A 25061-nucleotide genomic window follows, 5' to 3' on the forward strand; every position below is an offset into this window, starting at 1 on the left:
ATTTCATTTTTTCGAGGAACGCCGCTCCATGACTGAGGCCGCAACGACCCGGCAGAAACTGCCTTTGCATTGGAAAATGGGCATTGGCTTCATCATCGGCCTGGTCCTCGGGCTGACCGTCCATGCCCTCGGTGGCAGCATCGACGGCCTGCATACCGGTGCCAAGTGGGTGATGGATTACATCACTACCCCCGCCTCGGGCCTGTTCCTCAATCTGATCTTCATGCTGATCGTGCCGCTGATCTTCTCGGCGCTGATCATGGGCGTGTCGGAGATGGGCGACATCCGCGCCCTTGGCCGCATCGGCTGGAAGACGCTGGCCTACACGATCGTGCTGTCCGGCATCGCCGTGGGCATCGGCCTGGTGCTGGTCAACGTGCTCAAGCCCGGCGTGGGCGTGGACCCGGTCGTGGCCGCGCAGATGCTGGCCGAGAACGCCGAACGCAGCAAGGAAATCGTCGCCGGTATCCATGGCACGCCGAAGGGCATGGACATGCTGCTGTCGATCGTGCCGGGCAATGTGGTCGAGGCCGCGTCCAGCAACAGCGCGATCCTGTCGCTGATGTTCTTCGCGCTGATGTTCGGCATCGGCATGGTGCTTTCGCCTGAAGAGAAGGTGGCCCCGCTGCGTCGTGCCATCGAAGGCATCTTCGAAGTCTCGATGACCCTGATCAACCTGGTCATCCGCCTGGCCCCGTACGCGGTGGCCTGCTTCATGTTCAACCTGGCCGCCCTGTTCGGCTTCGAGCTGATCATCCGCCTGGGCGCCTACGTGGGGGTGGTGGTGCTGGCGCTCGGCCTGCATATGGTGGTGACCTACGGCGTGGCCGTGTGGCTGTCCGGGCGCTCGCCGCTGGCGTTCTTCCGCGACACCCAGGAGGCCACCGTGATGGCCTTCTCCACCGCCTCCAGCAACGCCACCCTGCCGACCGCGCTGCGCGTGGCCGACCAGATGGGCCTGCCGCAGAAGGTCTCGCGCTTCGTGCTGACCGTGGGCGCCACCGCCAACCAGAACGGCACCGCGCTGTTCGAGGGCGTGACGGTGATCTTCCTGGCGCAGTTCTTCGGTGTGGACCTGAGCATCGGCCAGCAGTTCATGGTCATGGCGGTCTGCATCCTGGGCGGCATCGGCACCGCCGGCGTGCCCTCCGGCTCGCTGCCGGTGGTGGCCATGATCTGCGCCATGGTCGGCGTGAACCCGCTGGGCATCGGCCTGATCCTGGGCGTGAACCACTTCCTGGACATGTGCCGTACCGCGCTGAACGTCACCGGCGATCTGGCCCTGACCACCCTGGTGGCCAAGGGCGAAGTGGACGATGGTCCGGTCGTGGCCGCGGTGGCCCCGGCCCCGGCACCCGCCCCGCGCGACTGAGCCTGCGCAGGCTGTGGGTTCCCGACGCCCCGCCTTGTGCGGGGCGTTGTCGTTAAGGGCCTGGCCTGTCTCCGGCCTGACCCCGCCGATCACCTGTGGGACAATGGGCTGCCCGCAGCTCCGCGGGAGCCTCCCGACTCCGACAGAACCATGACGCAGCCTACCCGCCGCCAGTTGGCCAATGCCATCCGCTTCCTTGCCGCTGATGCGGTCGAAACCGCCAAGTCCGGTCATCCCGGCATGCCGATGGGCATGGCCGATATCGCCGAAGTGCTCTGGAACGACTATCTCCGTCACAACCCCAAGAATCCCAAGTGGTTCAACCGCGACCGCTTCGTGCTGTCCAACGGCCACGGCTCGATGCTGCAGTACGCGCTGCTGCACCTGAGCGGCTACGACCTGCCGATCGAGCAGCTCAAGCAGTTCCGCCAGCTGGGCAGCAAGACCGCCGGCCACCCGGAACACCATGAAACCCCCGGCGTGGAGACGACCACCGGTCCGCTGGGTCAGGGTCTGGCCAACGCCGTGGGCTTCGCCCTGGCCGAGAAGCTGCTGGCTCAGCGCTACAACCGCCCGGAACACGAGATCGTCGACCACCGCACCTGGGTGTTCCTGGGCGATGGCTGCCTGATGGAAGGCATCTCGCATGAAGCCGCCTCGCTGGCCGGCACCTGGGGCCTGTCCAAGCTGGTCTGCTTCTGGGATGACAACCACATCTCCATCGATGGCAACACCGATGGCTGGTTCACCGACAACACCCCCGAGCGTTTCGAAGCCTATGGCTGGAACGTGGTGCGCGGCGTCGATGGCCACGATCCGGACAGCATCAAGGCCGCCATCGACAGCGCGCTGTCGCAGTTCGACAAGCCGACCCTGATCTGCTGCCGCACCACCATCGGCTTCGGCTCGCCGAACAAGGCCGGCAAGGAATCCAGCCACGGCGCCCCGCTGGGCAAGGATGAGCTGGACGCGACCCGCAAGCAGCTGGGCTGGCCGTACGGCCCGTTCGAGATTCCGGAAGAAATCTACGCCGGCTGGCGTGCCGGCGGTACCGGCACCCTGCGCCAGGCCGAGTGGGAACAGCAGTTCGACAAGTACGCCGCGCAGTTCCCGGCCGAAGCCGAGGAGCTGATCCGTCGTTCGCACGGCGAGCTGCCGGCCGACTTCATCGCCAAGGCCGATGCCTACATCGCCCAGGTCCAGGCCGATGGCCAGACCATCGCCTCGCGCAAGGCCTCGCAGCTGGCGATCGAAGCGTTCGCGCCGCTGCTGCCGGAACTGGTGGGCGGTTCGGCCGATCTGGCGCACTCCAACCTGACCCTGTGGAAGGCCAGCAAGTCGGTCGCCACCGATGACCCGAACGCCAACTACGTGTACTACGGCGTGCGCGAGTTCGGCATGACCGCGATCGCCAACGGCCTGGCCCTGCATGGCGGGTTCATTCCGTTCGACGCCACCTTCCTGGTGTTCAGCGATTACGCCCGCAACGGCGTGCGCATGAGCGCGCTGATCCCGGCCCACGCGATCCACGTGTACACGCACGATTCGATCGGCCTCGGCGAAGACGGCCCGACCCACCAGCCGGTGGAGCATCTGGCCTCGCTGCGCTACATCCCGAACAACGATGTGTGGCGCCCGTGCGATGCGGTTGAATCGGCGGTCAGCTGGAAGTCGGCGATCACCCGCACCGACGGCCCGAGCTGCCTGGTGTTCAGCCGCCAGAACCTGCCGCACCAGCCGCGCAGCACCGAGCAGGTCGCACAGATCGCGCGCGGTGGGTATGTGCTGGCCGATGCGGAAGGCGGCGTGCCGGACGTGATCCTGATCGGCACCGGTTCGGAAGTGGGCCTGGCCGTGACCGCCAAGGCGGAGCTGGATGCCGCCGGCATCAAGACCCGCGTGGTGTCGATGCCGTCGACCGACGTCTTCGAGCGTCAGGACGCGGCGTACCGTGAGTCCGTGCTGCCCAACGCCGTGCGCAACCGCGTGGCCGTGGAAGCCGGTGTCACCGGTTTCTGGCGCCAGTACGTGGGCCTGGACGGTGCGGTGGTGGGTATCGACACCTTCGGTGCGTCGGCCCCGGCGGAGGCGCTGTACAAGCACTTCGGCATCACCGCCGAGCACGTCGTGGCTGCGGCCAAGGCGCAGCTGGCGAACTGATGACGGCTGGATAGCGTCGAGCCATGCTCGGCGCCATCAAGCGGAAGGCCGGCGAAAGCCGGCCTTTTCGTTTGTTGAAGGGCAAACACCACGGCATCCTTGATCGAGGGTAGATCCACGCCATGCGTGGATGCTGTTGGCGTACCCCTCGACCATTGCTGACGCGTGATCAACACGCATCCACGCATGGCGTGGATCTACATCACCCGGCTGCGGTGCGCGCCAATCCCAACCGCACCAACCGCGCCTCGATGCGTTCGCCCATCGTCGTCGGCGCCTCCAGCCCCATCCGCTGCAGATACGCCTGATCGCCATCGCCGGCGGGTTGGGTGACCGCGGCCAGCACCGTGCGCAGCTTCGCCATTGGCGTCTGCGTGTTCTGCTTCAGCCAGCCCAGCGCCTTGACCAGGTGCTGCTCGACCTCGGTGAAATCGCTGCCCAGCGGGTAATCCGGCAGCAGCCCGGATTGGCGGAACGGCGCCAGCGACGCACTGACCGCCGCAGCGGTGTTGCGCTGTCCATCGGCGGACGGAGTGAAACCGGTCGCCAGTTTCTTCGAGGCCTTCGCCTTGTCCAGCAACGCGGCCTGGAACTGTGCATCGGTGATCGCAGCCATCGCGATCACGCAGTCCTCGTCGGTCATGTTGCGCAGGTCGGCGATGCCGTACTCGTTGATGTAGAGATCGCGCAGGTGCCGCGGGATCGTGGTGTGGCCGTAGTTCCAGCGCACGTTGGAGTGCAGGACGCCCTTGTCCTCGCGGGTGGCGCGGAAGATCAGCGCGCTGCGGGCGCCGGGCAGGGCATGCGCCATCGCCACGAAGTTGTACTGGCCGCCCACGCCGGAGACCACACGGCCGTCTTCCAGCGCATCGGAAACCGCAGCGCCCAGCGCGGTGGCCATCATGCAGGAGTTGAAGAAGCGCGCATCGCGGCGCTGCATCCGCTCCAGCGTTTCATCGCCGCCGTAGAGCTGGTTGATCTCACTGATGCGGCGCATGCCGATCGCGCTGCGCTCCTCATCGGGCAGGTCGCGCAGCCACTGGTAGAACTCCGGCGAGCCCAGATAGAACGCGCCGTGCAGGTACTCGCCCTCGGCCTCGAGCGTGGCGTAGTCGGTGGTCCACGCGGTGCCGTTCTCGATCCGCTGCAACAAGGCCAGATCGTCATGCACCTTGCGCCGGATCACCCCGGTCTGGACCAGACGGCGGAAGCCTTCGTTGAGCATTTCGCTGCAGCCGTACAGACCGATCTCGAACGGCTCCAGGCCACCGCACTCCAGCACGGTCGGGTGGCTGGCCAGGCCGGGATCCAGCGCCTGCAGGATCTGCCGGTAGCGGGCGTTGTCGGTATGCCGCAGCACCAGTGCATGGCTGAGCGCATCGGCCAGCGTGCCGATGCCGATCTGCAGCGTGCCGCCATCGCGCACCAGCGTGCTGGCGTACAGGCCGATGGCGTAATCGGCATCGCTGACCGGTTGGCGGGGCAGGCCGAACAGCGCCGGGTACGGCCCCGGCGGCGTGATCACCAGATCGAAGAACGACACATCCACCGTGGCCGAGCCGGCCAGATAGGGCAGCTGCGGATCGATCTCGGCGATCATCAGCGGGCGTGGCAGCCCGCGCGCGACCATCGCATCCAGCGTGTCCTGGGTGATGTCGTTGTTGCATGACAGCGACAGGCGCCGATCATTCGCGCGCATCGCCACTTTCTGCACGATCGCATGCGGCGCGCGCTGGGCCACCGCATCGGCGGCGTGCGTGTAGTTGAGGCTGGTGTAGCTGCGCTGGGCCTGCGAGGAGTTCAACAATGCGCCGGACTGCATGTAGAACTCTTCCACCTGCACATGCGCCGGCAGCTGGTCGCGCACCATTGCATCGGCGTAGGCCAGCCGCGGAAAGTCCTCACCGAAATGACGCTCGGCGAACGGTTTCATGAAGCGTGCTTCCAGCCCGGCACCGCCGCGTGGTGGGTTCAGTGACAGTGCGGTGTAAAGCTGCAGCGGCCGCGAGGCGTCGTTTTCCACACGGGCATACAGCGCGTTGAGCAGCCGGTGCGGCTTGCCCAAGGCGAGCGGGGCGCCAATGCGCAGGGGGCCATCGACCCGCTGCAGCAGCCAGTCGACGGCGGCGTCCAGGTCGGTCAGGTGTTCGGTCATGCGGCGCTATCCTGCGAAATCATGCGGGTCATTACAGCATTTCCGGTTTGAACAGACGGCGACGCGAGACTTCATCGCCGGAAAGCATGAACTGGCCATCGCCCCGGTAATGCACCGTGCGCGGCAGTTTCGGGGCGCGTGCGACATGCGCTTTGACCACCTCCCAGATGAAGAGACCGTGCTTCTTGATCTGGCTGCGGTCGGCCAGCCGGCATTCGAAACTGGCGTGGCACTGGGCGATCAAGGGGGCGGCAACCTCGCTGGCGGCCACTGCGTCCAGGCCGAAATGCGCGAACTTGTCGATCTCCACGCCGCTGCTGTTGCCGATGCCGATCACCGTATCGAGCATCTCTGCGGTGGGTACATTGATGACGCATTCGCCACTGCGGCGGATCAGCTCGAAACTGTGGTTGCCGGTGGAAATCATGGTCGCCAGGCGCGAGGGCGTGAACTCCAGCACCATGTGCCAGCCCAGCGTCATGATGTTGCGCTGGCCTTTCCAGGCCGAGCTGATCAGCACGACCGGGCCGGGTTCCAGGAAGCGGCGCACATCGTCCACTGGGTAATCGAATTTTCGGTAGCGTCTCATCGAGGGCTCCGCGGGGCATGCGCCGATGCTGGCAGTGGCTGCATGAACCGGCTGTCGAAGGGTTGACACCCGTGCTGATTACGGGCGTAATCGAATCGTCGATTACGGATGTAAATGATGAGCCAGATCAGTGAAGCCGAAGCCGTGGTGATGGAGGTGCTGTGGCGCCACCATCCGCTGGGCGCTGATGATGTGGTGGCCGCGCTGGCCAGCCGTGACTGGGCCGAGCCCACCATCAAGACCCTGCTCAACCGGCTGCTGACCAAGGGGGCGGTCAGTGCCAGCCGCGAGGGGCGTCGCTATCTGTACTCGCCCGTGCTGCAACGGCAGGCCTGGGTGGCCGAGCAGAGCGAGGGCTTCCTGGAGCGCGTGTTCGACGGCCGCGTCGCGCCGCTGGTGGCGCATTTCAGCCAGCGCGGGGAGCTCAGCGCGCAGGACATCGCCGAACTGAAGCAACTCATCCAGGCGCTGGACCATGACTGACCTGCTCGATGGGCTGCTGCAGGCCAGCGTATGGCTGTCGGTGGCGACGCTGGTATTGGCCGCCGCCAGGCCTCTGCTGCTGCGGCTGGGGGGCGCAGCGCTGGCCTACCGCAGCTGGTGGTTGCTGCCGCTGATGCTGGTTGTCCCGTCCCTGCCGGTGCCGCCGCTGACGATCACCGAGACCGCCCCGGTGATGGTCATGGCCTCGGCGCTGCGCGCGCCTGCCGTGCCTCACGATGCCTCGCAGTGGCCACTGCTGCTGTTGACGGTGTGGCTGCTGGGCGCGGTGGCGATGGCCGGCATCAGTTGGCGCGCGCAGCGCCGCTTCGCGCAGGCCCTGGGCGCGCTGCAGCCGCGCCAGGATGGCAGCTGGCAGGCCAGTGGCGATCCGGGTCTGCCGGCGCTGGTCGGGTTGTGGCGGCCGCGGATCGTGGTGGGCCCGGACTTCGAGCAGCGCTTCAGCCCCGCCGAGCAGGACCTGATCCTGCGTCACGAACACAGCCATCGCCGTCATGGCGATCCCTGGGCAAACGCCGCGTTGGCCCTGCTGCGCTGCGTGTTCTGGTTCCACCCGTTGATGCCGTGGGCGGCGCGCCGCTTCCTGCGTGACCAGGAACTGGCCTGCGACGCGCGCACGGTCGATCCGCATCCGGCGCTGCGCCGGCTCTACGCCAACGCGCTGCTCAAGGCGCAGTTGGTCCACCCGGTTGCCCCGATGGCCTGCCACTGGCGCAGCCAACCGATGTTGAAGGAGCGTATTGCCATGTTGAAGGAACACAAGCGGAAGGCATTGCCGTGGATGACCGGGCAGGTGCTGGTGGTCGGGCTGTGCGTGGGGCTTTGCACGGTGGCGTGGGCGAGTCAGGGCAGTGGCGGCGTCCCCGCCAGCGGGATCGGCCAGGGCGCAGTGCTGGCCGATCGCAATGCCATCGCCCACAAGATGCCGCCGCCGTCATACCCGAAGATCGCCTTCGAGCAGAGCATCGTCGGCAAGGTCGTGGTGCGGGTGGACGTCGACGCCGAAGGCAAGGCGACCAACGTACGCGTGCTGGAGGCGACTCCGGCCGGTGTGTTCGATGAGGCGACGGTGGCTGCGGCGAAGCAATGGACCTTCGAACCGGCGATCAGAAACGGCAAGGCCGTGGCCTCGGCGCTGAAGATTCCGGTCACCTACGCCATGGATGACGAGGTGCCAACACCATGAGGCAGCCTTACGTCCCCGCACTGGCGGCGCTGTTGATGGCCGGCTGTGCCACCCATGAGACGCTTACGTCAGTGGACACGCGGGCGGAGAATGTGGGCCATCAGCGCTTGGATCCGGCCAACGGCACGGGGACTGCGCAGGTGGCGAGCTACCAGCTGAAGGCTGCCGAAGGCTACCGGATGCCGCAACTCAATGCCGGCCCGGACCCCGTGCTGGGCGATCGCGATCCGCGCAGTGAGCTTGCGCCCACGACGGTCTGTCTGCAGTTGGTCATCGATGCGCAGGGCCGCGTGGAGCGAAGTCTGCCGGTGCAGGACCGTGACGAATGCGCCGCTGGCAATGCCCCTGAGAATGCGCCGTTGTTGCAGTCCGCGCAGGATGCGGTGGCGGTCTGGCAGTACGTACCCGCAGCCGTGTGTCACTTCGCGGAGGGGAAGATTCCAGCCAATCGGGGCGATTGCAAGGATGCCACGCGCATTGAGCCTGTCCCGGTCAGCCTGCTGTATGCCTTCACCTTCGAAATCGTGAAAGGCAAGGCGACCGTGCACAGCGGGACGCGGGAGAAGTAGGGAAGCAGTGCGCCTCACCACGCGGCGCGATGCCTATCCGCCGCGAACGGGGCCACCCTGTATGTTCGCCTTCACCGAAGGCTCCATCAGCGTCGGTTCGGCCAGCGTGGCATCGCGCGCCTGGCGCGTGGCGACGAACGCGGCTTCGCTGATGCCGTCATGCAGGTGGATGTTGTGCGCGCGCTGCTCGCCGATCGTGGTCTGGTTGGCGACCTTGCGGCCACCGGGGCCGTAGTCGTGACAGATGAACACACGGGTCGCATCGGGCAACGAAAGCAGCCGCTGGATCGAACGGTACAGCTGCGCCGCGTCACCGCCCGGGAAGTCGCAGCGTGCGGTGCCGCCGTCGGGCATGAACAGCGAGTCGCCGGTGAACAGCGCATCGCCGATCCGATAGGCGACGCTGTCGCTGGTGTGGCCCGGCACTGCGATCACTTCGGCGTCGATATCACCGAGCGTGAAGCGCTCGCCATCGGCGAACAGATGATCGAACTGCGACCCGTCGGTCGGCACATCCAGCGCGTAACGCGGTGCGAAGGTGCGCTGCACCTGCACGATGCCCTGGCCCATCGCCAGCGTCGCGTCCGGCCACTGGGATTTCAGCCAGCGCCCGGCACTGACATGGTCGGCGTGGGCATGGGTGTCCAGCAGCCAACGCACCTGCAGGCCGTGCCCGCGCACATGCGCAAGCAACGGCTGCAGCGGCCCGGCGCCGAGGGCATCGGTGTCCGGGTCGTAATCCAGCACGGGATCGATCACCGCCGCCTGCAACGTCGCCGGGTCATGCACCACGTAGCTGAAGGTATGGCTGTCCGGGTGGAAGAAACTGGCGACGTGCAATGACATGGTACTGACCTCAGCGCTTGCCCAGGGTGTCGTTGAGCAGCACCGCCAGGCGTTCGCCGGCCAGGCGCAGCTCGCGCTCGGCGACCGGGCGGTAGGTCGCCGCATAGCTGGGGCCCAGCGTACGCTTGTCCGGGTAAACGCCAGGTGCAATGGCGATCCGGCAGCTGGCTTCGGCCCACTGCGCGGCGTCGACAGTGATGTTGGAGCGCTTGCCGAATGCGGGCTTGGGCAGCGCGAGCATGCGCTTGAGGTACTGGTCGTCATCCAGCGTCTGCTCATTCAGCATGCCGCTGTCCCAGAGCGAGTGCAGGTTGGTACCGCGGTTGTTGAACTGCACCTGGAAATCGTTGCCACCCTTGTCGTGGCCGTAGCCGGCATGCATCGGCTGGTGGATGTCGCCGGCGAAGTGCACCACGAACTTCAGCGCCTGCGCGCGCTCTGCATCGGACTTGCTGCGGTCGCCGAGAATCGCGGTCTGTACCTTCAGCGCCTCGACCACGCAGTTGCCGTTCTTGCAGTGCTTCTGCACTTCATAGTGGCAATCGTCTTCGCCGATGTTGACGTAGTGCCAGCCGGCCGAGCGCTTGCCCAGGTCCGGATCCTTGGCGCGCAGCTGATCGGCCCAGGGGGCGATGGCGTGCAGTGTCGGGTCCGGCTCGGCGGCGAGCAGACGGTCAACCTCGGCCTGGGTCTGCGGGGTCAGCCGGGTCTCGGCGATCCGCGCCACCAGGCGGTGGCCCTGTGCGCCCCAGGCCAGGGCATCGGTGGAAACGAAGGTGAGGGCCAGCGCGAGGGCGGTGGCCGGGAGCAGGGAAGGCATTTTCATCCGCGGCATTCTAGCGGGCTGGCCGCGCGCGGGCTTGCCGGGATCTGGCCGGCTGCAGAATCCGGCGGCGTGGGCTAGTCTCGCCGGGTGCCCGCATCGGGCGGAATCCGGAGGTTCCCATGGCCCACATCGTTGGCCTGATCGGCGGCATGAGCTGGGAAAGCTCGGCCCACTACTACCGGCTGATCAACGCGCAGGTGCGCGACACCTTGGGCGGCCTGCACTCGGGCCGGATCCTGCTGTGGTCGTTCGATTTCGCTGAGATCGAGGCGCTGCAGCATGCCGGCGACTGGGACACCGCCACCGAGCGGATGATCGATGCGGCCCAGCGCCTGCAGGGCGCGGGTGCGACGGCCATCGTGATCTGCACCAACACGATGCACCGCCTGGCCGACGCGGTGCAGGCGGCGATCGCGATTCCGCTGCTGCATATTGCCGATCCCACGGCAGCGGCGATCAAGGCCGCCGGGCTGCAGCGGGTGGGCTTGCTGGGCACCGCGTTCACCATGGAGCAGGATTTCTACACGGGGCGGCTCACCCAGGCGCATGGCCTGCAGGTGCTGATTCCCGAGGCCGATGACCGCGCGGCGGTGCATCGGATCATCTATGGCGAGCTGGTGCAGGGGCAGGTGCTGCCGGCCTCGCGGGAGACCTACCGGGCGGTGATGCAGCGACTGGTGGACCGCGGTGCACAGGGCATCATCCTGGGCTGCACGGAGATCATGCTGCTGGTCGGCGCGCAGGATGCAACGGTGCCGGTGTTCGATACGACGACGCTGCATGCGCAGGCAGCGGCGCGGCATCTGTTGGCCGAATGAGCCAAAAAAAAACCCCGGCCGAAGCCGGGGAAACTGTCTTGCTGCGAGGGTGTTGCCTTGTTGGGTTCTGATCCGCCGATCAGAACTTGAACACGTACGACACGCCGTAGGCGAGCGGGTCGATATTGACGGTGCCGATCTTTTCGCCATCGAGCTTGACCTTGCTGTCGATGTCCATCCAGCGCACATCGACGCGCAGCGAGCCCTTGTCGTTGATCGCGAAGTCCAGGCCCGCATGGGCGGCCAGGCCCCAGGAGTCTTCCATCTTCAGCGTGCTGCCGGCCAGCGCGCCGCCGGTCTTCTCGCTGAAGAAGGTGGTGTAGTTGATGCCGGCGCCCAGGAACGGGGACACCTTGCCCTTGCTGTTGAAGTGATACTGCAGCGACACCACCGGCGGCAGGTGCTTGGTGCTGCCCACGTTGCCCAGGCCGGCGATGGTGATGTCGTGCTTGAACGGCAGCGCGGCGAGGAGCTCGATGCCCAGGTTGTCGGCGATGAAGTACTCGCCGGTGATGGTCGGCTTGATGTCGTTGTCGACATCGACCTTCAGCGTGCCGCCGGCCAGCGAGCCGTTGTTGGACTTCGGGGCAACCTGGTGCACGCCGGCACCGATCGTCCAGTCACCCTTGGACTGGGCCATGGCGGGGGCGGCGGCCAGCGCCAGGGCGGCGGCCAGGCTGGAGAGCAGGAGGGGGGAGGTCTTGCGCATGAGACGGTCTCGTGGCGGGTTGGAATGGCGCCAGTTTTCCCGTCCATGCGCCTGCGCGCCTTGATCCGGATCAATCCGGGTATTTACCGTTGTAACCGGTTCCCATTCGTCATTCCCGGGCCGGGCCGGTTCCGGCCCTGCTAGAATGAACGCCCCTTTCCATCGGCGCCGCACCCTCGCGGCTGCAGGAGCTTGTGAACATGGCAATCAAGGTTGGCATCAACGGTTTCGGTCGCATCGGGCGCAACGTGCTGCGCTCGGCCGTGCTGAACTTCGGCAATGACATCGAAATCGTCGCCATCAACGATCTGCTGGAGCCGGACTACCTGGCGTACATGCTGAAGTACGACTCCGTGCATGGCCGCTTCAAGGCCGACGTGGAAGTCTCCGGCAACGACCTGCTGGTCAACGGCAAGAAGATCCGCCTGACCCAGGAACGCGATCCGGCCAACCTGAAGTGGGATGAGGTCGGCGTGGACGTCGTCATCGAATCCACCGGCCTGTTCCTGACCAAGGAAACCGCGCAGAAGCACATCGACGCGGGCGCCAAGAAGGTGATCCTGTCGGCACCGTCGAAGGACGACACCCCGATGTTCGTGTTCGGCGTGAACGACAAGACCTACGCCGGCCAGGCGATCGTCTCCAACGCGTCGTGCACCACCAACTGCCTGGCCCCGCTGGCCAAGGTCATCAACGACAAGTGGGGCATCAAGCGTGGCCTGATGACCACCGTGCACGCCGCGACCGCCACCCAGAAGACCGTCGATGGCCCGTCCAACAAGGACTGGCGCGGTGGCCGTGGCATCCTGGAAAACATCATTCCGTCCTCCACCGGTGCGGCCAAGGCCGTCGGCGTGGTGATCCCGGAATTGAACAAGAAGCTGACCGGCATGAGCTTCCGCGTGCCGACCTCGGACGTGTCGGTGGTCGATCTGACCGTCGAGCTGGAAAAGGAAGCCACCTACGCCGAGATCTGCGCTGAAGTGAAGGCGCAGAGCGAAGGCGCGCTGAAGGGCATCCTGGGCTACACCGAAGACAAGGTCGTGGCGACCGATTTCCGCGGTGAAACCCACACCTCGGTGTTCGACGCCGATGCCGGCATCGCGCTGGACAGCACCTTCGTCAAGCTGGTGTCGTGGTACGACAACGAATGGGGCTACTCCAACAAGTGCCTGGAAATGGTCAAGGTCGTCGCGGCGTAAGCCAGCGCTGCCCCTGCGTCATTCCACAGACCCCGGCCCCGTGCCGGGGTCTGTCGTTTCAGGGCGCCCGCCAGGCCTTGATCCCGCGTGTGCCGCCGATCCTTTAGCATGGCCCGCGTGCCCCGGCACTGCGCCTGCCGGGTGCAGCCGGGGCGACCTCTTGAGGATGGCCTGGAATGGAAGCTCTGATTGTCCTGCTGGTGCTGGTACTGCTGGCGATCCCGCTGCTGCTGATCGTGGCGCTGGTGATGATCGCCGGCCTGCGCCGCCGCGTGGCCGCGCTGGAGCAACGCGCGGCAGGTTCGGCCTGGGACGCCACGCCGGTGCCAGCCGAACCCGAACGGCCGCTGCGCTGGACGGATATCCAATCCGTCGACACCGTGGCCGCGCCGCTGGACGTCGGCATGCAGCCCGGGGTTAAACCGCCGGTCGAGACCGCGGATACCGCGGCTGCACCCGCAGCGGCGGCCGCCATGCCGCCCCCGCTGCCGTCCTCGGCGTCGATTCCCCCCAGGCCCGCGCCGCCGGTGGTGCCGGTTGAACCGCAGGACCCGGGTATCGGCGAGCGCATCGTCGGCACCCTCAAACAGTGGTTCACCGAAGGCAACGTGCCCGTCAAGATCGGCATGCTGGTGCTGCTGGCCGGTGTGGCCGCGCTGCTCAAGTACGCCAGCGACCAGGGCTGGTTGAACGCCCCGATCGAGCTGCGCCTGGCCGCCATCGCGCTGGCGGCGCTGGCCGGGCTGGTGTTCGGCTGGGTGCAGCGCGATACCCGGCGCCTGTTCGCGCTGGCGCTGCAGGGCGGGGCGATCGGCGTCCTGCTGCTGACCATCTTCGCCGCGTTCAAGCGCTACGACCTGATTCCCGCCGTGCCGGCGTTCGCGCTCAGCGTGCTGCTGATCGCCGGCATGGGCGTGCTGGCGGTGGTGCAGAACTCGCGCACGTTGGCCGTGCTCGGCATCCTGGCCGGCTTCATGGCGCCGATATGGCTGTCCACCGGCAGCGGCAACCATGTCGCGCTGTTCTCGTATTACGCGGTGCTCAATGCGGCGATCCTGGCGATTGCCTGGTGGCGACCGTGGCGCGCGCTGAACCTGCTCGGCTTTGCCTTCACCTTCGGCATCGGTACGGCCTGGGGCGTGCTCCAGTACAGCGCGGACAAGTTCGCCAGCACCGAGCCGTTCCTGCTGCTGTTCTTCGCCTTCTACCTGCTGATTCCGATCCTCTATGCGCGTCGGCAGAGCGCGGAGAAGCGCGACCTGATCGATGGCAGCCTGGTGTTCGGCACGCCGCTGATCGCGTTCTCACTGCAGGCCGGCCTGCTGCAGGACGACCGCCTGCTGCTGGCGTTGTGCTCGCTGGCACTGGCCGCGTTGTATGCGGGGCTGGCGTGGGTGCTGATCAAGCGCGAGCGCTATGCCGCGCTGGGCCAGTCGCATGCGGTGCTCGCAGTGGGCTTTGCCACGTTGGCGGTGCCGCTGGCGCTGTCCGCACGGGCCACCGCCAGCGTGTTCGCGCTGGAAGGGGCCGCCTTGGCCTGGCTGGGCCTGCGCCAGCAGCGCTGGCTGCCGCAGATCGCCGGTGCGCTGCTGACCCTGGGCGCCGCGTTCGGCTTCGTGGTCGGCGCGGACTACTGGCATCTCGATGCCACGGCCATCGCCAACCCGACCTTCATGAGCGGCCTGCTGCTGGCGCTGGCCGGTTTTGCCGCGGCCTTCAGCTATCGCCGTGCGCAGCGCGACGCACCGGCCATCGTCTACTACCTGTGGGGCCTGCTGTGGTGGCTGGGCAGTGGCACCCACGAGATCCTGCGCTTCGTCGCGCACCGCAGCGAACCCGATGCGCTGCTGATCGCCGCGGCCGTCACCGGTTGGCTGGCCGCCGAGATGCATCGACGCTGGCCGGCACGCGCCCTGGTGCTCACTACGCTGGCGATGGTGCTGGCCGCGTTCCCGTTGGCGCTGTGGCAGGCGGACGTGCACGACCAACCGTTCGCCGGGTATGGCGCGCTGGCCTGGGCGGTGTTCGCGCTGCTGGGCGGGCGCAGCCTGTGGTGTCTGCGCGCGGGCGACGACCGCACGTCGCTGGCGGCGCAGTCCCTGTGGTGGTTGCTGTGGCCGTGCGTGGTGTCGCTGGCCTGCCTGTGGCTGGCCGACCGTTTCGCGCTGGCACAGGGGTGGGGCCTGGCCCTGATGCTGCTGCCGTGGCTGCTCGTCACCGCGGTGGCGCTGTTGCGCTGGCGCTGGCTGACGGTGCCGCTCGGCGAACGTTTCGATCCGATGCGTACGCCGCTGCAGGGCACGTTGTTCGCGGTGCTTGGCGTGAGCTGGGCGGGCCTGTTGCTGGTCCCGGCCGGCGCTGCACCGCTGCCGTGGCTGCCGCTGCTCAACCCCGTGGAACTGGCGCAGCTCGCTGTTCTGGTGCTCGCCGCGCGCTGGCTGTGGTCCACGCACGCGCCGGAGGGCCTGCGTGCGATGCGCATACCGGTGCTGGCGATTGCCGGCTTTGTCGCCCTGACCAGCATCACCCTGCACGCCGTGCATCACTGGGGCGGGGTGCCGTGGAACGAACGCTTGTGGTCCTCGACCTTGGCCCAGACCAGCCTGACCGTGGTGTGGAGCGTGCTCGGCGTGATCAGCTGGGTGTGGGGCTCGCGCCGCGGGCAACGCGTGCTGTGGCTGGTCGGTGCGGTGTTGATGGGCGTGGTGCTGGCCAAGCTGGTGCTGATCGACCGCCAGCACCTGGGCAACCTGCTGGGCATTTCTTCTTTCATTGCTTACGGCCTGCTGTGCACGGTCGTGGGCTATCTGGCACCGGCGCCGCCGCGCGCGCCGGACCCCGCCGTGGAGCCGCAGTCTTGACGACCTTTCGCCCGCTGATCCTCCTCACCGCGCTGGCGCTTCCGGCGCTGGCCCAGGCCGCCGATGACCGCCAGGCCTATCGCCAGCAGTGGCCGCTGCAGCTTGCGCAGCCACAGGCCGGTGCCTACCGGCTGACGCTCGACGATGGCGTCTACCGCACCGCAGTGTCGCCACGCCTGGCCGATGTGCAGGTGTTCAATGCACAAGGTCAGGCACTGCCCTCGGCCCTGCTGGCGGCCGACCAGCCACTGGCGCAGGCCCCGCAATGGCAGACGCTGTCATGGTTCCCATTGCCGCCGATGGCCGGCACCTCTGGCGACGATCTGCAGCTGCTGACCGAGCGCAATACCGACGGCAGCGTGCGCCGGGTGGAAGCGCGGCTGGGGCGCGGTGGCGCGGCCGGGCAACCGGCCGGCTGGCTGATCGACGCCAGCGCGCTGAACACCGGCGTGCAGGCGCTGCGCCTGGACTGGCAGACACAGTCGCCACTGCAGGCGCGCGTGCGCGTGGAGATGAGCAACGATCTGCGCGATTGGCTGCGCATCGCCGACGACGTGCCGCTGGTGGATCTGCAGCACGAAGGTCGCCGGCTGCAGCAGCGCCGCATCGAGATCGCGCGCCAGGCCAAGTACTTCCGCATTCTGCCGATCGGCGCCGATGCCTTGCCGGCGCTGTCCACGGTGCAGGCCGAGCTGGCGCCGACCGCGCAGGCGATCGCGTGGCGCTGGCAGTCGCTGACCGGTACCGCTGGCAAGCCCGGTGAATTCGAGTATCAACTGGACGGGCGCTTCCCGATCGCGCAGGCCGATATCGCCACCGCCGACAACAGCGTGGTGCAGTGGACGCTGTTGAGCCGCGACGATGCCGATCAGCCATGGCAGGTGCGCGCCGGCCCGTGGGTGGCCTACCAGCTGCAGGACGCCGCCGACCGTCGCCAATCGCAGACCCAGCCGCTGACGCGCAGCACGCGCGACCGTTACTGGAAACTGATCGCGGGCCAGCCGCAGTCGATGCTGGCGCCAACGCTCAAGCTCGGTTACCAGCCCGAAACGCTGGTGTTCCTCAGCCAGGGCGAGCCGCCGTATGCGGTGGCCGCCGGCAGCGTGCGCGCCGAGCGCCAGGACGCGCCGGTCGCCACCGTGATCGCCCAACTGCGCGAACAGCATGGCGCGCAGTGGCAGCCGGCGCAGGCCACCGTGCAGGGTGCACCGGAAGTGCTCGCCGGCGATGCCGCAGTGGCTCCGCAGCGCGACTGGAAACAGTGGCTGCTGTGGGCGCTGCTGGTGATCGGCGTGCTGATCGTCGGCGGGTTCGCGGTCAGCCTGCTGCGTCAGCCAAACCGGAACGGGTAGGTACCGACCGTTGGTCGGTACGGCATGTCCGCGTGCGACGACCAACGGTCGCCGCCTACCTCCGTCCCGCTCATGGATTTGCGATGCACCCGCGCAGCCGGGACAATGATCGTCTGCGCCGCACGGCGCCCTTCCTTCTTCAGAGCCAAAGAGTTGCTTATGTCCATCGTTCGCATGACCGACCTCGATCTCTCCGGCAAGCGCGTGCTGATCCGCCAGGATCTGAACGTGCCGATCGACAACGGCCAGATAACCTCCGAGCAGCGCATCACCGCCTCGCTGCCGACGCTGAAGCTGGCGCTGGAGAAGGGCGCCGCCGTGATGGTGACCTCGCACCTGGGACGTCCGAAGGAAGGCGTGTGGAGTGAAGCCGACTCGCTGGCCCCGGTGGCGCTGCGCCTGTCGCAGCTGCTGGGGGTCGAGGTGCCGCTGGTGCGTGATTGGGTCGATGGCGTGGACGTCGCGCCCGGTTCCATCGTGCTGCTGGAAAACTGCCGGATGAATGTCGGCGAAGGCAAGGACGATGAAGCGCTGGCGAAGAAGTACGCCGCGCTGTGCGATGTGTTCGTCATGGATGCCTTCGGCACCGCGCACCGCGCGCAGGCCTCCACCCACGGCGTGATCCGCTTCGCTCCGGTCGCCGCTGGCGGTCCGCTGCTGATGGCCGAACTGGACGCGCTGGCCAAGGCGCTGCTCGCGCCCGCCCAGCCGCTGCTGGCGATCGTGGCCGGCAGCAAGGTCAGCACCAAGCTCGAACTGCTCTCCAGCCTGGTCGGCAAGGTCGACCAGCTGATCGTCGGCGGTGGCATCGCCAACACCTTCATCGCGGCGGCCGGTTACTCGGTCGGCAAGTCGCTGTATGAGCCGGACCTGCTGGACACCGCGAAGAAGATCGTGGCCGATGCCAAGGCGCGTGGCGCGGACATCCCGCTGCCGACCGACGTGGTCGTGGCCAAGCAGTTCCTGCCGGACGCCGAAGCCACGGTGAAGGCTGTCGCCGACGTGGCCGAGGATGACCTGATCCTGGATATCGGCCCGGATACGGCCCAGCACTACGCTGGCCTGATCGCCAAGGCCGGCACCGTGGTCTGGAACGGCCCGGTCGGCGTGTTCGAATTCGAAGCCTTCAGCCATGGCACCGAAGCGCTGGCCCGTGCCATCGCGGCCTCGCCGGCGTTCTCGATCGCCGGGGGCGGCGACACCCTGGCCGCGGTCGACAAGTACGACATCGCGGGCCAGGTGAGCTACATCTCCACCGGTGGCGGCGCGTTCCTGGAGTTCCTGGAAGGCAAGACCCTGCCGGCCGTCGCCGCGCTGGAGGCCCGCGGCTCGTGAGCCGCGATGTGCTGTTCTTCGATCTCGACGGCACGCTGATCGATTCGGCCGTCGGGATCACCGGGTGCGTGGCGCATGCGCTCACGCAGATGGGCCAACCGGTCCCGCCGCAGGCCCAGCTGCGGCGCTGGATCGGGCCGTCGCTGCGCACCAGTTTCGCGCCGTTGTTCAACGATCCAGCCGACGTCGAACAGGCGGTGACGTATTACCGCGAGCGCTTCGACGTGATCGGCTGGCGCGAGCATGAGGTCTACCCGCGGATCGGCCAGGTCGTGCAGACCTTGAAGGATCGCGGCCATCGGCTGGCGATCGTCACCGCCAAGAACGAGCCGCACGCGCGTCGCATCGTCGAGCACCTGCCGTTCGGCGACTGCTTCGAGGACGTGATCGGGGCCACCCCGGATGGCAGCCGCAGCGAGAAGCCGCAGCTGGTGGCCGAGGCCCTGCGCCGGCTGTCGCTGACCCCGGCGCAGTGCTGGATGATCGGCGACCGGCGCATGGATATCGAAGGCGCGCGTCATCACGGGCTGCGCAATATCGGCGTGTTGTGGGGCTTCGGCGGTGCCGAAGAGCTCACGGCGGCCGGGGCGGCGCACCTCGCGCAGGCACCGGACGACCTGCTCACCCTGATCGATTGAGGGGCGCGGCGGCGATCCGTACGCCGCCGCATGTCCTGCGCAAAGCCCCGCCGCGATTGGCGCTGGCCGCCGGGCGGTCAAACGACTGTCCGCGCGGTCGTCTCGGGCTGTCTGCAGGACAACAGCGAAACCCAAGCGTGCCAGCGGTGTAATCGTATTCATGGGACGTGATGGGTGTGCTAATTTCACTCCTTTAACGGGAGCCCATTAACCATGATTGAGCGTCAGCGTCGCACCAAGATCCTTGCCACCCTCGGACCGGCGACCGACCCGCCGGGCGTGCTGGAGGATCTCTTCCGCGCCGGCGTGAACGTGGTTCGCCTCAACTTCAGCCACGGTGACCCCTCCGGCCAGGCCAAGCGCGCTGCCGATGTGCGTGCCGCCGCCGCCCGCGTAGGCGTGGAAGTGGGCATCCTGGCCGATCTGCCGGGCCCGAAGATCCGTATCGAGCGTTTCGCCGAAGGCAAGATCAAGCTCAAGGCGGGCGACCGCTTCGACCTGGTCGCCTCGGCCACCCCGCCGCCGGGCGACACCACCCAGGTCGGCGTGAGCTACCTCGGTCTGCCGCAGGACGTGGTGGCCGGTGACGTGCTGCTGCTCGACGATGGCCTGATGCAGCTGCAGGTGATCGAAGTGCAGGGCGAGCGCATCATCAACACGGTGCTCAACGATGGCGTGCTGTCCGACCGCAAGGGCCTGAACAAGCAGGGCGGTGGCCTGTCGCTGGGCGCGCTGACCGAGCGCGACAAAGAACTGATCGGCATCGTGGCCAAGATCGGCGTGGATTTCATCGCCGTCTCCTTCTGCCGCAACGCGCAGGACATGAACGACGCGCGCGAGATCGCCGAGTCGCACGGCTGCTACGCCGCGCTGGTCTCCAAGATCGAGCGCACCGAAGCGATCGAGAACCTCGAAGAGATCGTCGACGCCAGTGACGTGGTCATGGTCGCGCGTGGCGATCTGGGCGTGGAAATCGGCGATGCCGAACTGCCGGGCCTGCAGAAGAAGATCATCAAGGCCTCGCTGGCGCAGAACAAGGTGGTGATCACCGCCACCCAGATGCTGCAGTCGATGGTCGAAAGCCCGATCCCGACCCGCGCCGAAGTGCTGGACGTGGCCAACTCGGTCATCGACGGTACCGATGCGGTGATGCTCTCGGCCGAAACCGCCGCTGGCATGTACCCGGTCAAGGCGGTCGAAGCGATGGCGCGTATCTGCCTCGGTGCCGAACGCCAGTTCCAGACCGAGACCGACTTCGGCGCCTCGCCGCGCAACCTGGAACGTGCCGACCAGGCGATCGCCATGGCCACCATGTTCCTGTCCCAGCACGTGGGCGTGCGCGCGATCGTGGCGATGACCGAATCCGGTGGCACCGCGCGTTACCTGTCGCGCTTCCGTGCCTCGGCACCGGTGTTCGCGGTGACCCGCCATGACGGCGCCCGCCGCCAGATGGCGCTGATGCGCGATGTGTTCCCGATCAACTTCGACAGCCGCGGCCTGACCCCGCGCGAAGCCGCGCGCGGCAGCATCCGCCTGCTGTTCGAAGCGAACCAGCTGCAGAGCGGCGACCGCGTCGTCTTCACCAGCGGTGAGCACATGGAAACCCATGGCGCCACCAACACGCTGCGCCTGCTGGAAGTGGGCGAAGACGGCCGTGCGAGCGGCCTGGGCGAACTCTAACCGACCCACCCCGCAAGACCCGGACCCGCGTGGCCTCACGGCCGCGCGGGTTCGTCGTTTCAGATGGAATCGTTTCCAGATTCCGTGGACGGTCAGTTCACGGGAGGCGGGGTCTATAATTGGGGTTTTCCCGCACCCGCCACAGGAAGTACATGAGCATCGAACAGCTGGCTGAAACCGCACAGGCCATGGTCGCCCCGGGCAAGGGCATCATCGCGATCGACGAATCCACCGGCACCATCGGCAAGCGCTTCGCCAGCGTGGGCCTGGAGAACACCGAGGAGAACCGTCGCGCCTACCGCGAACTGCTGCTCACCACGCCCAAGCTGAACGAGCACATCTCCGGCGCGATCCTGTACGACGAGACCATCCGTCAGTCCACCAAGGATGGCGTCCCGTTCGCCAAGTACATGGCGGCCCAGGGCATCATCCCGGGCATCAAGGTCGACAAGGGCGCCCATGCCCTGGCCGGCTGCCCGGGCGAGCTGGTCACCGAAGGCCTGGATGGCCTGCGCGAGCGCCTGCAGGAGTACTACAAGCTGGGTGCGCGCTTCGCCAAGTGGCGTGCAGTCATCAACATCGGTGAAAGCATCCCGTCGGGCACCTGCATCGAGTCCAACGCCCACGCGCTGGCCCGTTATGCGGCGCTGTGCCAGGAATGCGGCCTGGTGCCGATGGTCGAGCCGGAAGTGATCATGGACGGCGACCACGACATCGAGACCTGCTACGAAGTCACCGAAGCCACCCTGCGTTCGCTGTTCGACGCGCTGTACCAGCAGAACGTGCTGCTGGAAGGCACCATCCTGAAGGCCTCGATGGTCATCTCCGGCAAGGGCTGCGAAGAGCAGGCCGACGTCGAGGAAGTGGCCGAGTCGACCGTGATGTGCCTCAAGAGCACCGTGCCGGCGATCCTGCCGGGCGTGGTGTTCCTGTCCGGTGGCCAGAGCGATGAGCAGTCCACCGCGCATCTGAATGCCATGAACCAGATGGGCAACCTGCCGTGGCCGCTGAGCTTCTCCTACGGCCGCGCCATGCAGCAGGCTGCGTTGAAGCTGTGGGCCAAGGACACCAAGGCGAACGTTGCCAAGGCGCAGCAGACGATCTTCGATCGCGCCAAGGAAAACGGCCAGGCTGCCCTGGGCAAGTGGAACGGCTGATTCACGCCTGACCAGCCTCAACGAAAACGCCGGCCTTGTGCCGGCGTTTTTGTTTGCGCGGTGGTTTGCTCAGTGCGCCGCCGCCGGCGGCAACCCGAGCGCCAGCGGCGCGAAGATCGCCGAGGTTGACGGCTCGACCGGCTGCCCCAGCGCGGCCAGCGCCGACTGGTAGGCCTTGTACGTCGCCGCGTTGTACGCCACCAGGATGATCCGGCGCGGCTGGCGATGCGAGCGCTGCCACGTCAGGGTCTCGGTGGCGGCGATGTGCGCGGCCTGGTGCAGCGGATAGCCGAACACGCCGCAGCTGATCGCCGGGAAGGCGATCGATTCCAGATCCAGTTTTTCGGCCAGTTGCAGCGATTTCCAGTAGCAGTTGGCCAGCAGCGCCGGCTCGTCGCGCAGACCGTCCTGCCAGACCGGGCCGACGGTGTGGAACACATGCTTCGCCGGCAGCTCGAACGCTGGCGTCTCGCGCACTTCGCCGGTCGGGCAGCGCATGCCCGGGCGGATCTCCGGCAGGGCGCGACAGGCCTCCAGCAGCTGAGGGCCGGCCGCACGATGGATCGCGCCGTCCACGCCACCACCGCCGAGCAGGGATTCGTTGGCCGCATTGACGATCGCATCCACCGCCAGGGTCGTGATGTCGCCCTGCCACACTTCGATCTTCATGCGTACCGCTCCTTACTGACTGTTACCGGGTCCATACAACGGAATGACGTGCCTGACCTGCACGTTACCCGGCAGGACATCTAGGCTGCGTCATCGTCGTCTCAGGCAGTGCGACCCGCCCGAGCGCTGGCTGACCTTCACACGATGCCGCCGGATCGCTTCACCGCAGATGAAGCGCCCCATGCAAAACGCCCGCCGATGTGGGCGGGCGCTTCGTTCCTACGGACCAACGGGCAGATCAGGGCAGACCGGCCAGCCAGTCGTCGTCGGAGCCTTCGTTGATATCGGCAAACAGCGGGGTGGAGAAGTAGCGCTCGCCGGTGTCGGGCAGCATCGCCAGGATCACCGCGCCGGGTGCGGCCTTGGCGGCGATGTCCAGCGCGCTGGCGACCGTGGCACCGGCCGAGATGCCGACGAAGATGCCTTCCTCGGCCGCCAGCCGGCGCGAGGTCTCGATCGCGCGGGCGTCGTCGATGGTCAGCAGTTCATCGTAGACACCGCGGTTGAGCACCTCCGGCACGAAGTCCGGGGTCCAGCCCTGGATCTTGTGCGGCTTCCACTCATCGCCTTTGAGCAGGGCGGCGCCTTCCGGCTCGGTGGCAACGATGCGCGTCTCCGGGCGGGCCACCTTGAGCACCTCGCCGACGCCGGTCAGGGTGCCGCCGGTGCCCCAGCCCGTGACGAAGTAGTCCAGCCGCTTGCCGGCGAAGTCGCGCAGGATTTCCGGTGCGGTGGTGTTGCGGTGATACGCAGGATTGGCCGGGTTCGCGAACTGGCTGGCCAGGAACCAGCCATGTTCCTCGGCCAGTTCCTTCGCCCGGCGCACCATGCCCGAGCCGCGCTCGGCGGCCGGGGTCAGGATCACCTTGGCGCCATAGGCGCGCATGAGCTTGCGGCGCTCGATCGAGAAGGTCTCCACCATCGTGGCCACGAACTTGTAGCCGCGCGCGGCGGCCACCATCGCCAGCGCCACGCCGGTGTTGCCCGAGGTCGCTTCCACGATGGTATCGCCGGGCTTGAGCAGGCCCTTGGCCTCGGCGTCGAGAATGATCGCCAGCGCCAGTCGGTCCTTGACCGAGCCGCCGGGGTTGAACGACTCGACCTTGGCATACAGGGTGACGTGCTCGGGGGCGAGACGGTGCAGGCGCACCACCGGGGTGTTGCCGATGGTGTCCAGGATGGAGTCGTACAGGGCCATGGGGATGCTCCGGAGAAGTCGTTGCCGCCCGGGGGCCGTGCGGCAGGGGGAAAGGGTCGGGCCGGTGGCGGCGCAAGGCGCCCGCGCGCGGCCGGGCCGGGGTCGGTCAGACCGTACCGCTGGCATATGACCGCGCGAAATGACCTGATTACCTTCTTAAACAACGTTTGGTTATAAGCTGGTGACGGCATTTGCCCTACAGTCGGATGGCCCCCTCTCCATGCGCCGTATCGCCCGCCCATGACGCTGACCCAACTTCGCTACCTGGTCGCCATCGCCGACGCCGAGCTGAACATCACGCTGGCGGCGTCCCGTGTGCACGCCACCCAGCCCGGCCTGTCCAAGCAGCTCAAGCAGCTGGAGGATGAACTCGGCTTTCTCCTGTTCGTGCGCAAGGGCCGCAGCCTGGAAGCGGTGACCCCGGCTGGCGTGGAAGTGATCGGCCGCGCCCGCGCCGTGCTTGGCGAGGCCAACAACATCCGCACGTATGCCGCCAACCAGCGCCGTGAAAGCCAGGGCCAGCTGGTGCTCACCACCACCCATACCCAGGCGCGCTTCGTGCTGCCGCCGGCGGTGGCGCGGATCAAGCAGGCCTACCCGCAGGTCAGCGTGCATCTGCAGCAGGCTGCCGAAAGCGACGCGCTGGACCTGCTCAGCCAGGGCGACGCGGACATCGCCATCATCAGCACCGCCGGCGGTGAACCCACTGCCGGCCTGGCCATTCCGCTGTACCGCTGGCGTCGGCTGGTGCTGGTGCCGCGCGGGCACGCGCTGGACCGCCCGGGCGCCGCGCCGGACCTGCAGGCGCTCGCCAGCCACCCGCTGATCAGCTACGAATCCTCCACCCGCGGCAGCTCCTCGCTGCAGCGCGCCTTCGCCAGCGCCGGGCTGACCCCGGACATCGCCTTGACCGCCCTCGATGCGGACCTGATCAAGACGTATGTGCGCACCGGTCTCGGCGTGGGCTTGCTGGCGGAAATGGCGGTCAACGCCAGCGATGAAGACCTTCGGTCCTGGCCGGCCCCGACGCCGATCGACGAGTGCATCGCCTGGGCGGTGCTGCCGCGTGACCGCGTGCTGCGCGATTACGCGCTGGAGCTGGTGCACGTGCTCGCCCCGCAGATCGATACCCGCGACCTGCGCCGGGTGATCGACGGCAACCAGGAAGCCAACTGGCCGCTGCCGCCGACGTGGGAATCGCTGACGCAGACCATCACCGTCTAGCGACGGTGATGGCT

The 25061-nt window shown here is 67.3% G+C and carries 21 protein-coding genes; 14 read left to right on the top strand and 7 right to left on the bottom strand.

Annotation, left to right across the window (positions count from 1 at the left end; genetic code table 11):
• Positions 1 to 28 precede the first annotated feature (28 nt).
• Entirely contained in the window at positions 29 to 1372 is a 1344-nt protein-coding gene (locus tag ABE546_RS12915) for a dicarboxylate/amino acid:cation symporter (RefSeq protein WP_152152534.1), read from the top strand.
• A gap of 150 nt (positions 1373 to 1522) precedes the next feature.
• Positions 1523 to 3532, top strand: coding sequence for a transketolase (gene tkt / locus ABE546_RS12920; RefSeq protein ID WP_313209998.1), 2010 nt, complete (start codon positions 1523 to 1525; stop codon positions 3530 to 3532).
• Between the two features lie 202 nt (positions 3533 to 3734).
• On the opposite strand, the gene ABE546_RS12925 is transcribed toward tkt, so the two are convergent.
• Complete coding sequence (locus tag ABE546_RS12925) at positions 3735 to 5687, bottom strand: acetyl-CoA hydrolase/transferase C-terminal domain-containing protein (RefSeq protein ID WP_346463983.1); 1953 nt, start codon at positions 5685 to 5687, stop codon at positions 3735 to 3737.
• Positions 5688 to 5718: 31 nt separating this feature from the next.
• On the bottom strand, positions 5719 to 6276 hold the full coding sequence (locus tag ABE546_RS12930; RefSeq protein ID WP_313210003.1) for a flavin reductase family protein: 558 nt from the start codon (positions 6274 to 6276) through the stop codon (positions 5719 to 5721).
• Positions 6277 to 6393: 117 nt separating this feature from the next.
• On the opposite strand from ABE546_RS12930, the gene ABE546_RS12935 reads away from it, so the two are divergent.
• From ABE546_RS12935 to ABE546_RS12945, 3 genes are read left to right on the top strand one after another with little or no spacing between them, the layout of a single operon-like run.
• Entirely contained in the window at positions 6394 to 6759 is a 366-nt protein-coding gene (locus ABE546_RS12935) for a BlaI/MecI/CopY family transcriptional regulator (protein WP_313210006.1), read from the top strand.
• A complete protein-coding gene (locus ABE546_RS12940; protein WP_346463985.1) occupies positions 6752 to 7963 on the top strand; it encodes a TonB family protein in 1212 nt (403 codons plus the stop codon). Before ABE546_RS12935 ends, ABE546_RS12940 begins: the two co-directional genes overlap by 8 nt.
• Positions 7960 to 8532, top strand: coding sequence for a hypothetical protein (locus tag ABE546_RS12945; protein WP_346463987.1), 573 nt, complete (start codon positions 7960 to 7962; stop codon positions 8530 to 8532). Before ABE546_RS12940 ends, ABE546_RS12945 begins: the two co-directional genes overlap by 4 nt.
• Positions 8533 to 8565: 33 nt before the next feature.
• Here the strand turns inward: ABE546_RS12945 and ABE546_RS12950 are convergent, their stop codons facing one another.
• Together ABE546_RS12950 and ABE546_RS12955 are read right to left on the bottom strand one after the other, a co-directional pair.
• Entirely contained in the window at positions 8566 to 9378 is an 813-nt protein-coding gene (locus ABE546_RS12950; protein ID WP_346463989.1) for an MBL fold metallo-hydrolase, read from the bottom strand.
• 10 nt (positions 9379 to 9388) lie between these two features.
• A complete protein-coding gene (locus ABE546_RS12955) occupies positions 9389 to 10204 on the bottom strand; it encodes a S1/P1 nuclease (RefSeq protein ID WP_346463991.1) in 816 nt (271 codons plus the stop codon).
• 119 nt (positions 10205 to 10323) lie between these two features.
• Here ABE546_RS12955 and ABE546_RS12960 point away from each other — a divergent pair, with 119 nt between their 5' ends.
• Positions 10324 to 11022: an aspartate/glutamate racemase family protein gene (locus tag ABE546_RS12960; protein WP_346463993.1), complete on the top strand. Its 699-nt coding sequence runs from the start codon at positions 10324 to 10326 to the stop codon at positions 11020 to 11022.
• Between the two features lie 79 nt (positions 11023 to 11101).
• Here the strand turns inward: ABE546_RS12960 and ABE546_RS12965 are convergent, their stop codons facing one another.
• Positions 11102 to 11731, bottom strand: a complete 630-nt coding sequence (locus tag ABE546_RS12965) for an OmpW family outer membrane protein (protein WP_346463994.1) — start codon at positions 11729 to 11731, stop codon at positions 11102 to 11104.
• A gap of 200 nt (positions 11732 to 11931) precedes the next feature.
• Here ABE546_RS12965 and gap point away from each other — a divergent pair, with 200 nt between their 5' ends.
• From gap to ABE546_RS13000, 7 genes are all read left to right on the top strand, one after another.
• On the top strand, positions 11932 to 12933 hold the full coding sequence (gene gap / locus ABE546_RS12970) for a type I glyceraldehyde-3-phosphate dehydrogenase (RefSeq protein ID WP_121039371.1): 1002 nt from the start codon (positions 11932 to 11934) through the stop codon (positions 12931 to 12933).
• A 176-nt stretch (positions 12934 to 13109) separates the two neighbouring features.
• Positions 13110 to 15794: a DUF2339 domain-containing protein gene (locus ABE546_RS12975; protein ID WP_346463995.1), complete on the top strand. Its 2685-nt coding sequence runs from the start codon at positions 13110 to 13112 to the stop codon at positions 15792 to 15794.
• Complete coding sequence (locus tag ABE546_RS12980) at positions 15791 to 17146, top strand: DUF3999 domain-containing protein (RefSeq protein WP_346463996.1); 1356 nt, start codon at positions 15791 to 15793, stop codon at positions 17144 to 17146. The genes ABE546_RS12975 and ABE546_RS12980 overlap by 4 nt, the downstream gene beginning before the upstream one ends.
• A gap of 159 nt (positions 17147 to 17305) precedes the next feature.
• Entirely contained in the window at positions 17306 to 18481 is a 1176-nt protein-coding gene (locus ABE546_RS12985) for a phosphoglycerate kinase (RefSeq protein ID WP_346463997.1), read from the top strand.
• Entirely contained in the window at positions 18478 to 19119 is a 642-nt protein-coding gene (locus ABE546_RS12990; RefSeq protein ID WP_346463998.1) for an HAD-IA family hydrolase, read from the top strand. The genes ABE546_RS12985 and ABE546_RS12990 overlap by 4 nt, the downstream gene beginning before the upstream one ends.
• Before the next feature lie 213 nt (positions 19120 to 19332).
• Complete coding sequence (gene pyk, locus ABE546_RS12995; protein WP_123730337.1) at positions 19333 to 20799, top strand: pyruvate kinase; 1467 nt, start codon at positions 19333 to 19335, stop codon at positions 20797 to 20799.
• Between the two features lie 152 nt (positions 20800 to 20951).
• Positions 20952 to 21956 (top strand): class I fructose-bisphosphate aldolase, encoded by a 1005-nt coding sequence (locus ABE546_RS13000; RefSeq protein ID WP_121039354.1) that lies wholly within the window; start codon positions 20952 to 20954, stop codon positions 21954 to 21956.
• A gap of 69 nt (positions 21957 to 22025) precedes the next feature.
• On the opposite strand, the gene ABE546_RS13005 is transcribed toward ABE546_RS13000, so the two are convergent.
• Together ABE546_RS13005 and cysK are read right to left on the bottom strand one after the other, a co-directional pair.
• Positions 22026 to 22625, bottom strand: a complete 600-nt coding sequence (locus ABE546_RS13005; RefSeq protein ID WP_313210039.1) for an O-acetyl-ADP-ribose deacetylase — start codon at positions 22623 to 22625, stop codon at positions 22026 to 22028.
• Between the two features lie 238 nt (positions 22626 to 22863).
• A complete protein-coding gene (gene cysK / locus ABE546_RS13010; protein ID WP_121039348.1) occupies positions 22864 to 23823 on the bottom strand; it encodes a cysteine synthase A in 960 nt (319 codons plus the stop codon).
• A gap of 240 nt (positions 23824 to 24063) precedes the next feature.
• On the opposite strand from cysK, the gene ABE546_RS13015 reads away from it, so the two are divergent.
• Positions 24064 to 25047 carry a LysR family transcriptional regulator gene (locus ABE546_RS13015; protein WP_313219690.1) on the top strand — a complete coding sequence of 328 codons (984 nt, stop codon included), beginning with the start codon at positions 24064 to 24066 and terminating at the stop codon, positions 25045 to 25047.
• Positions 25048 to 25061: the final 14 nt, after the last annotated feature.

Origin of the sequence: Stenotrophomonas sp. TWI377 (assembly GCF_039674525.1) — a bacterium.
GTDB lineage: Bacteria > Pseudomonadota > Gammaproteobacteria > Xanthomonadales > Xanthomonadaceae > Stenotrophomonas.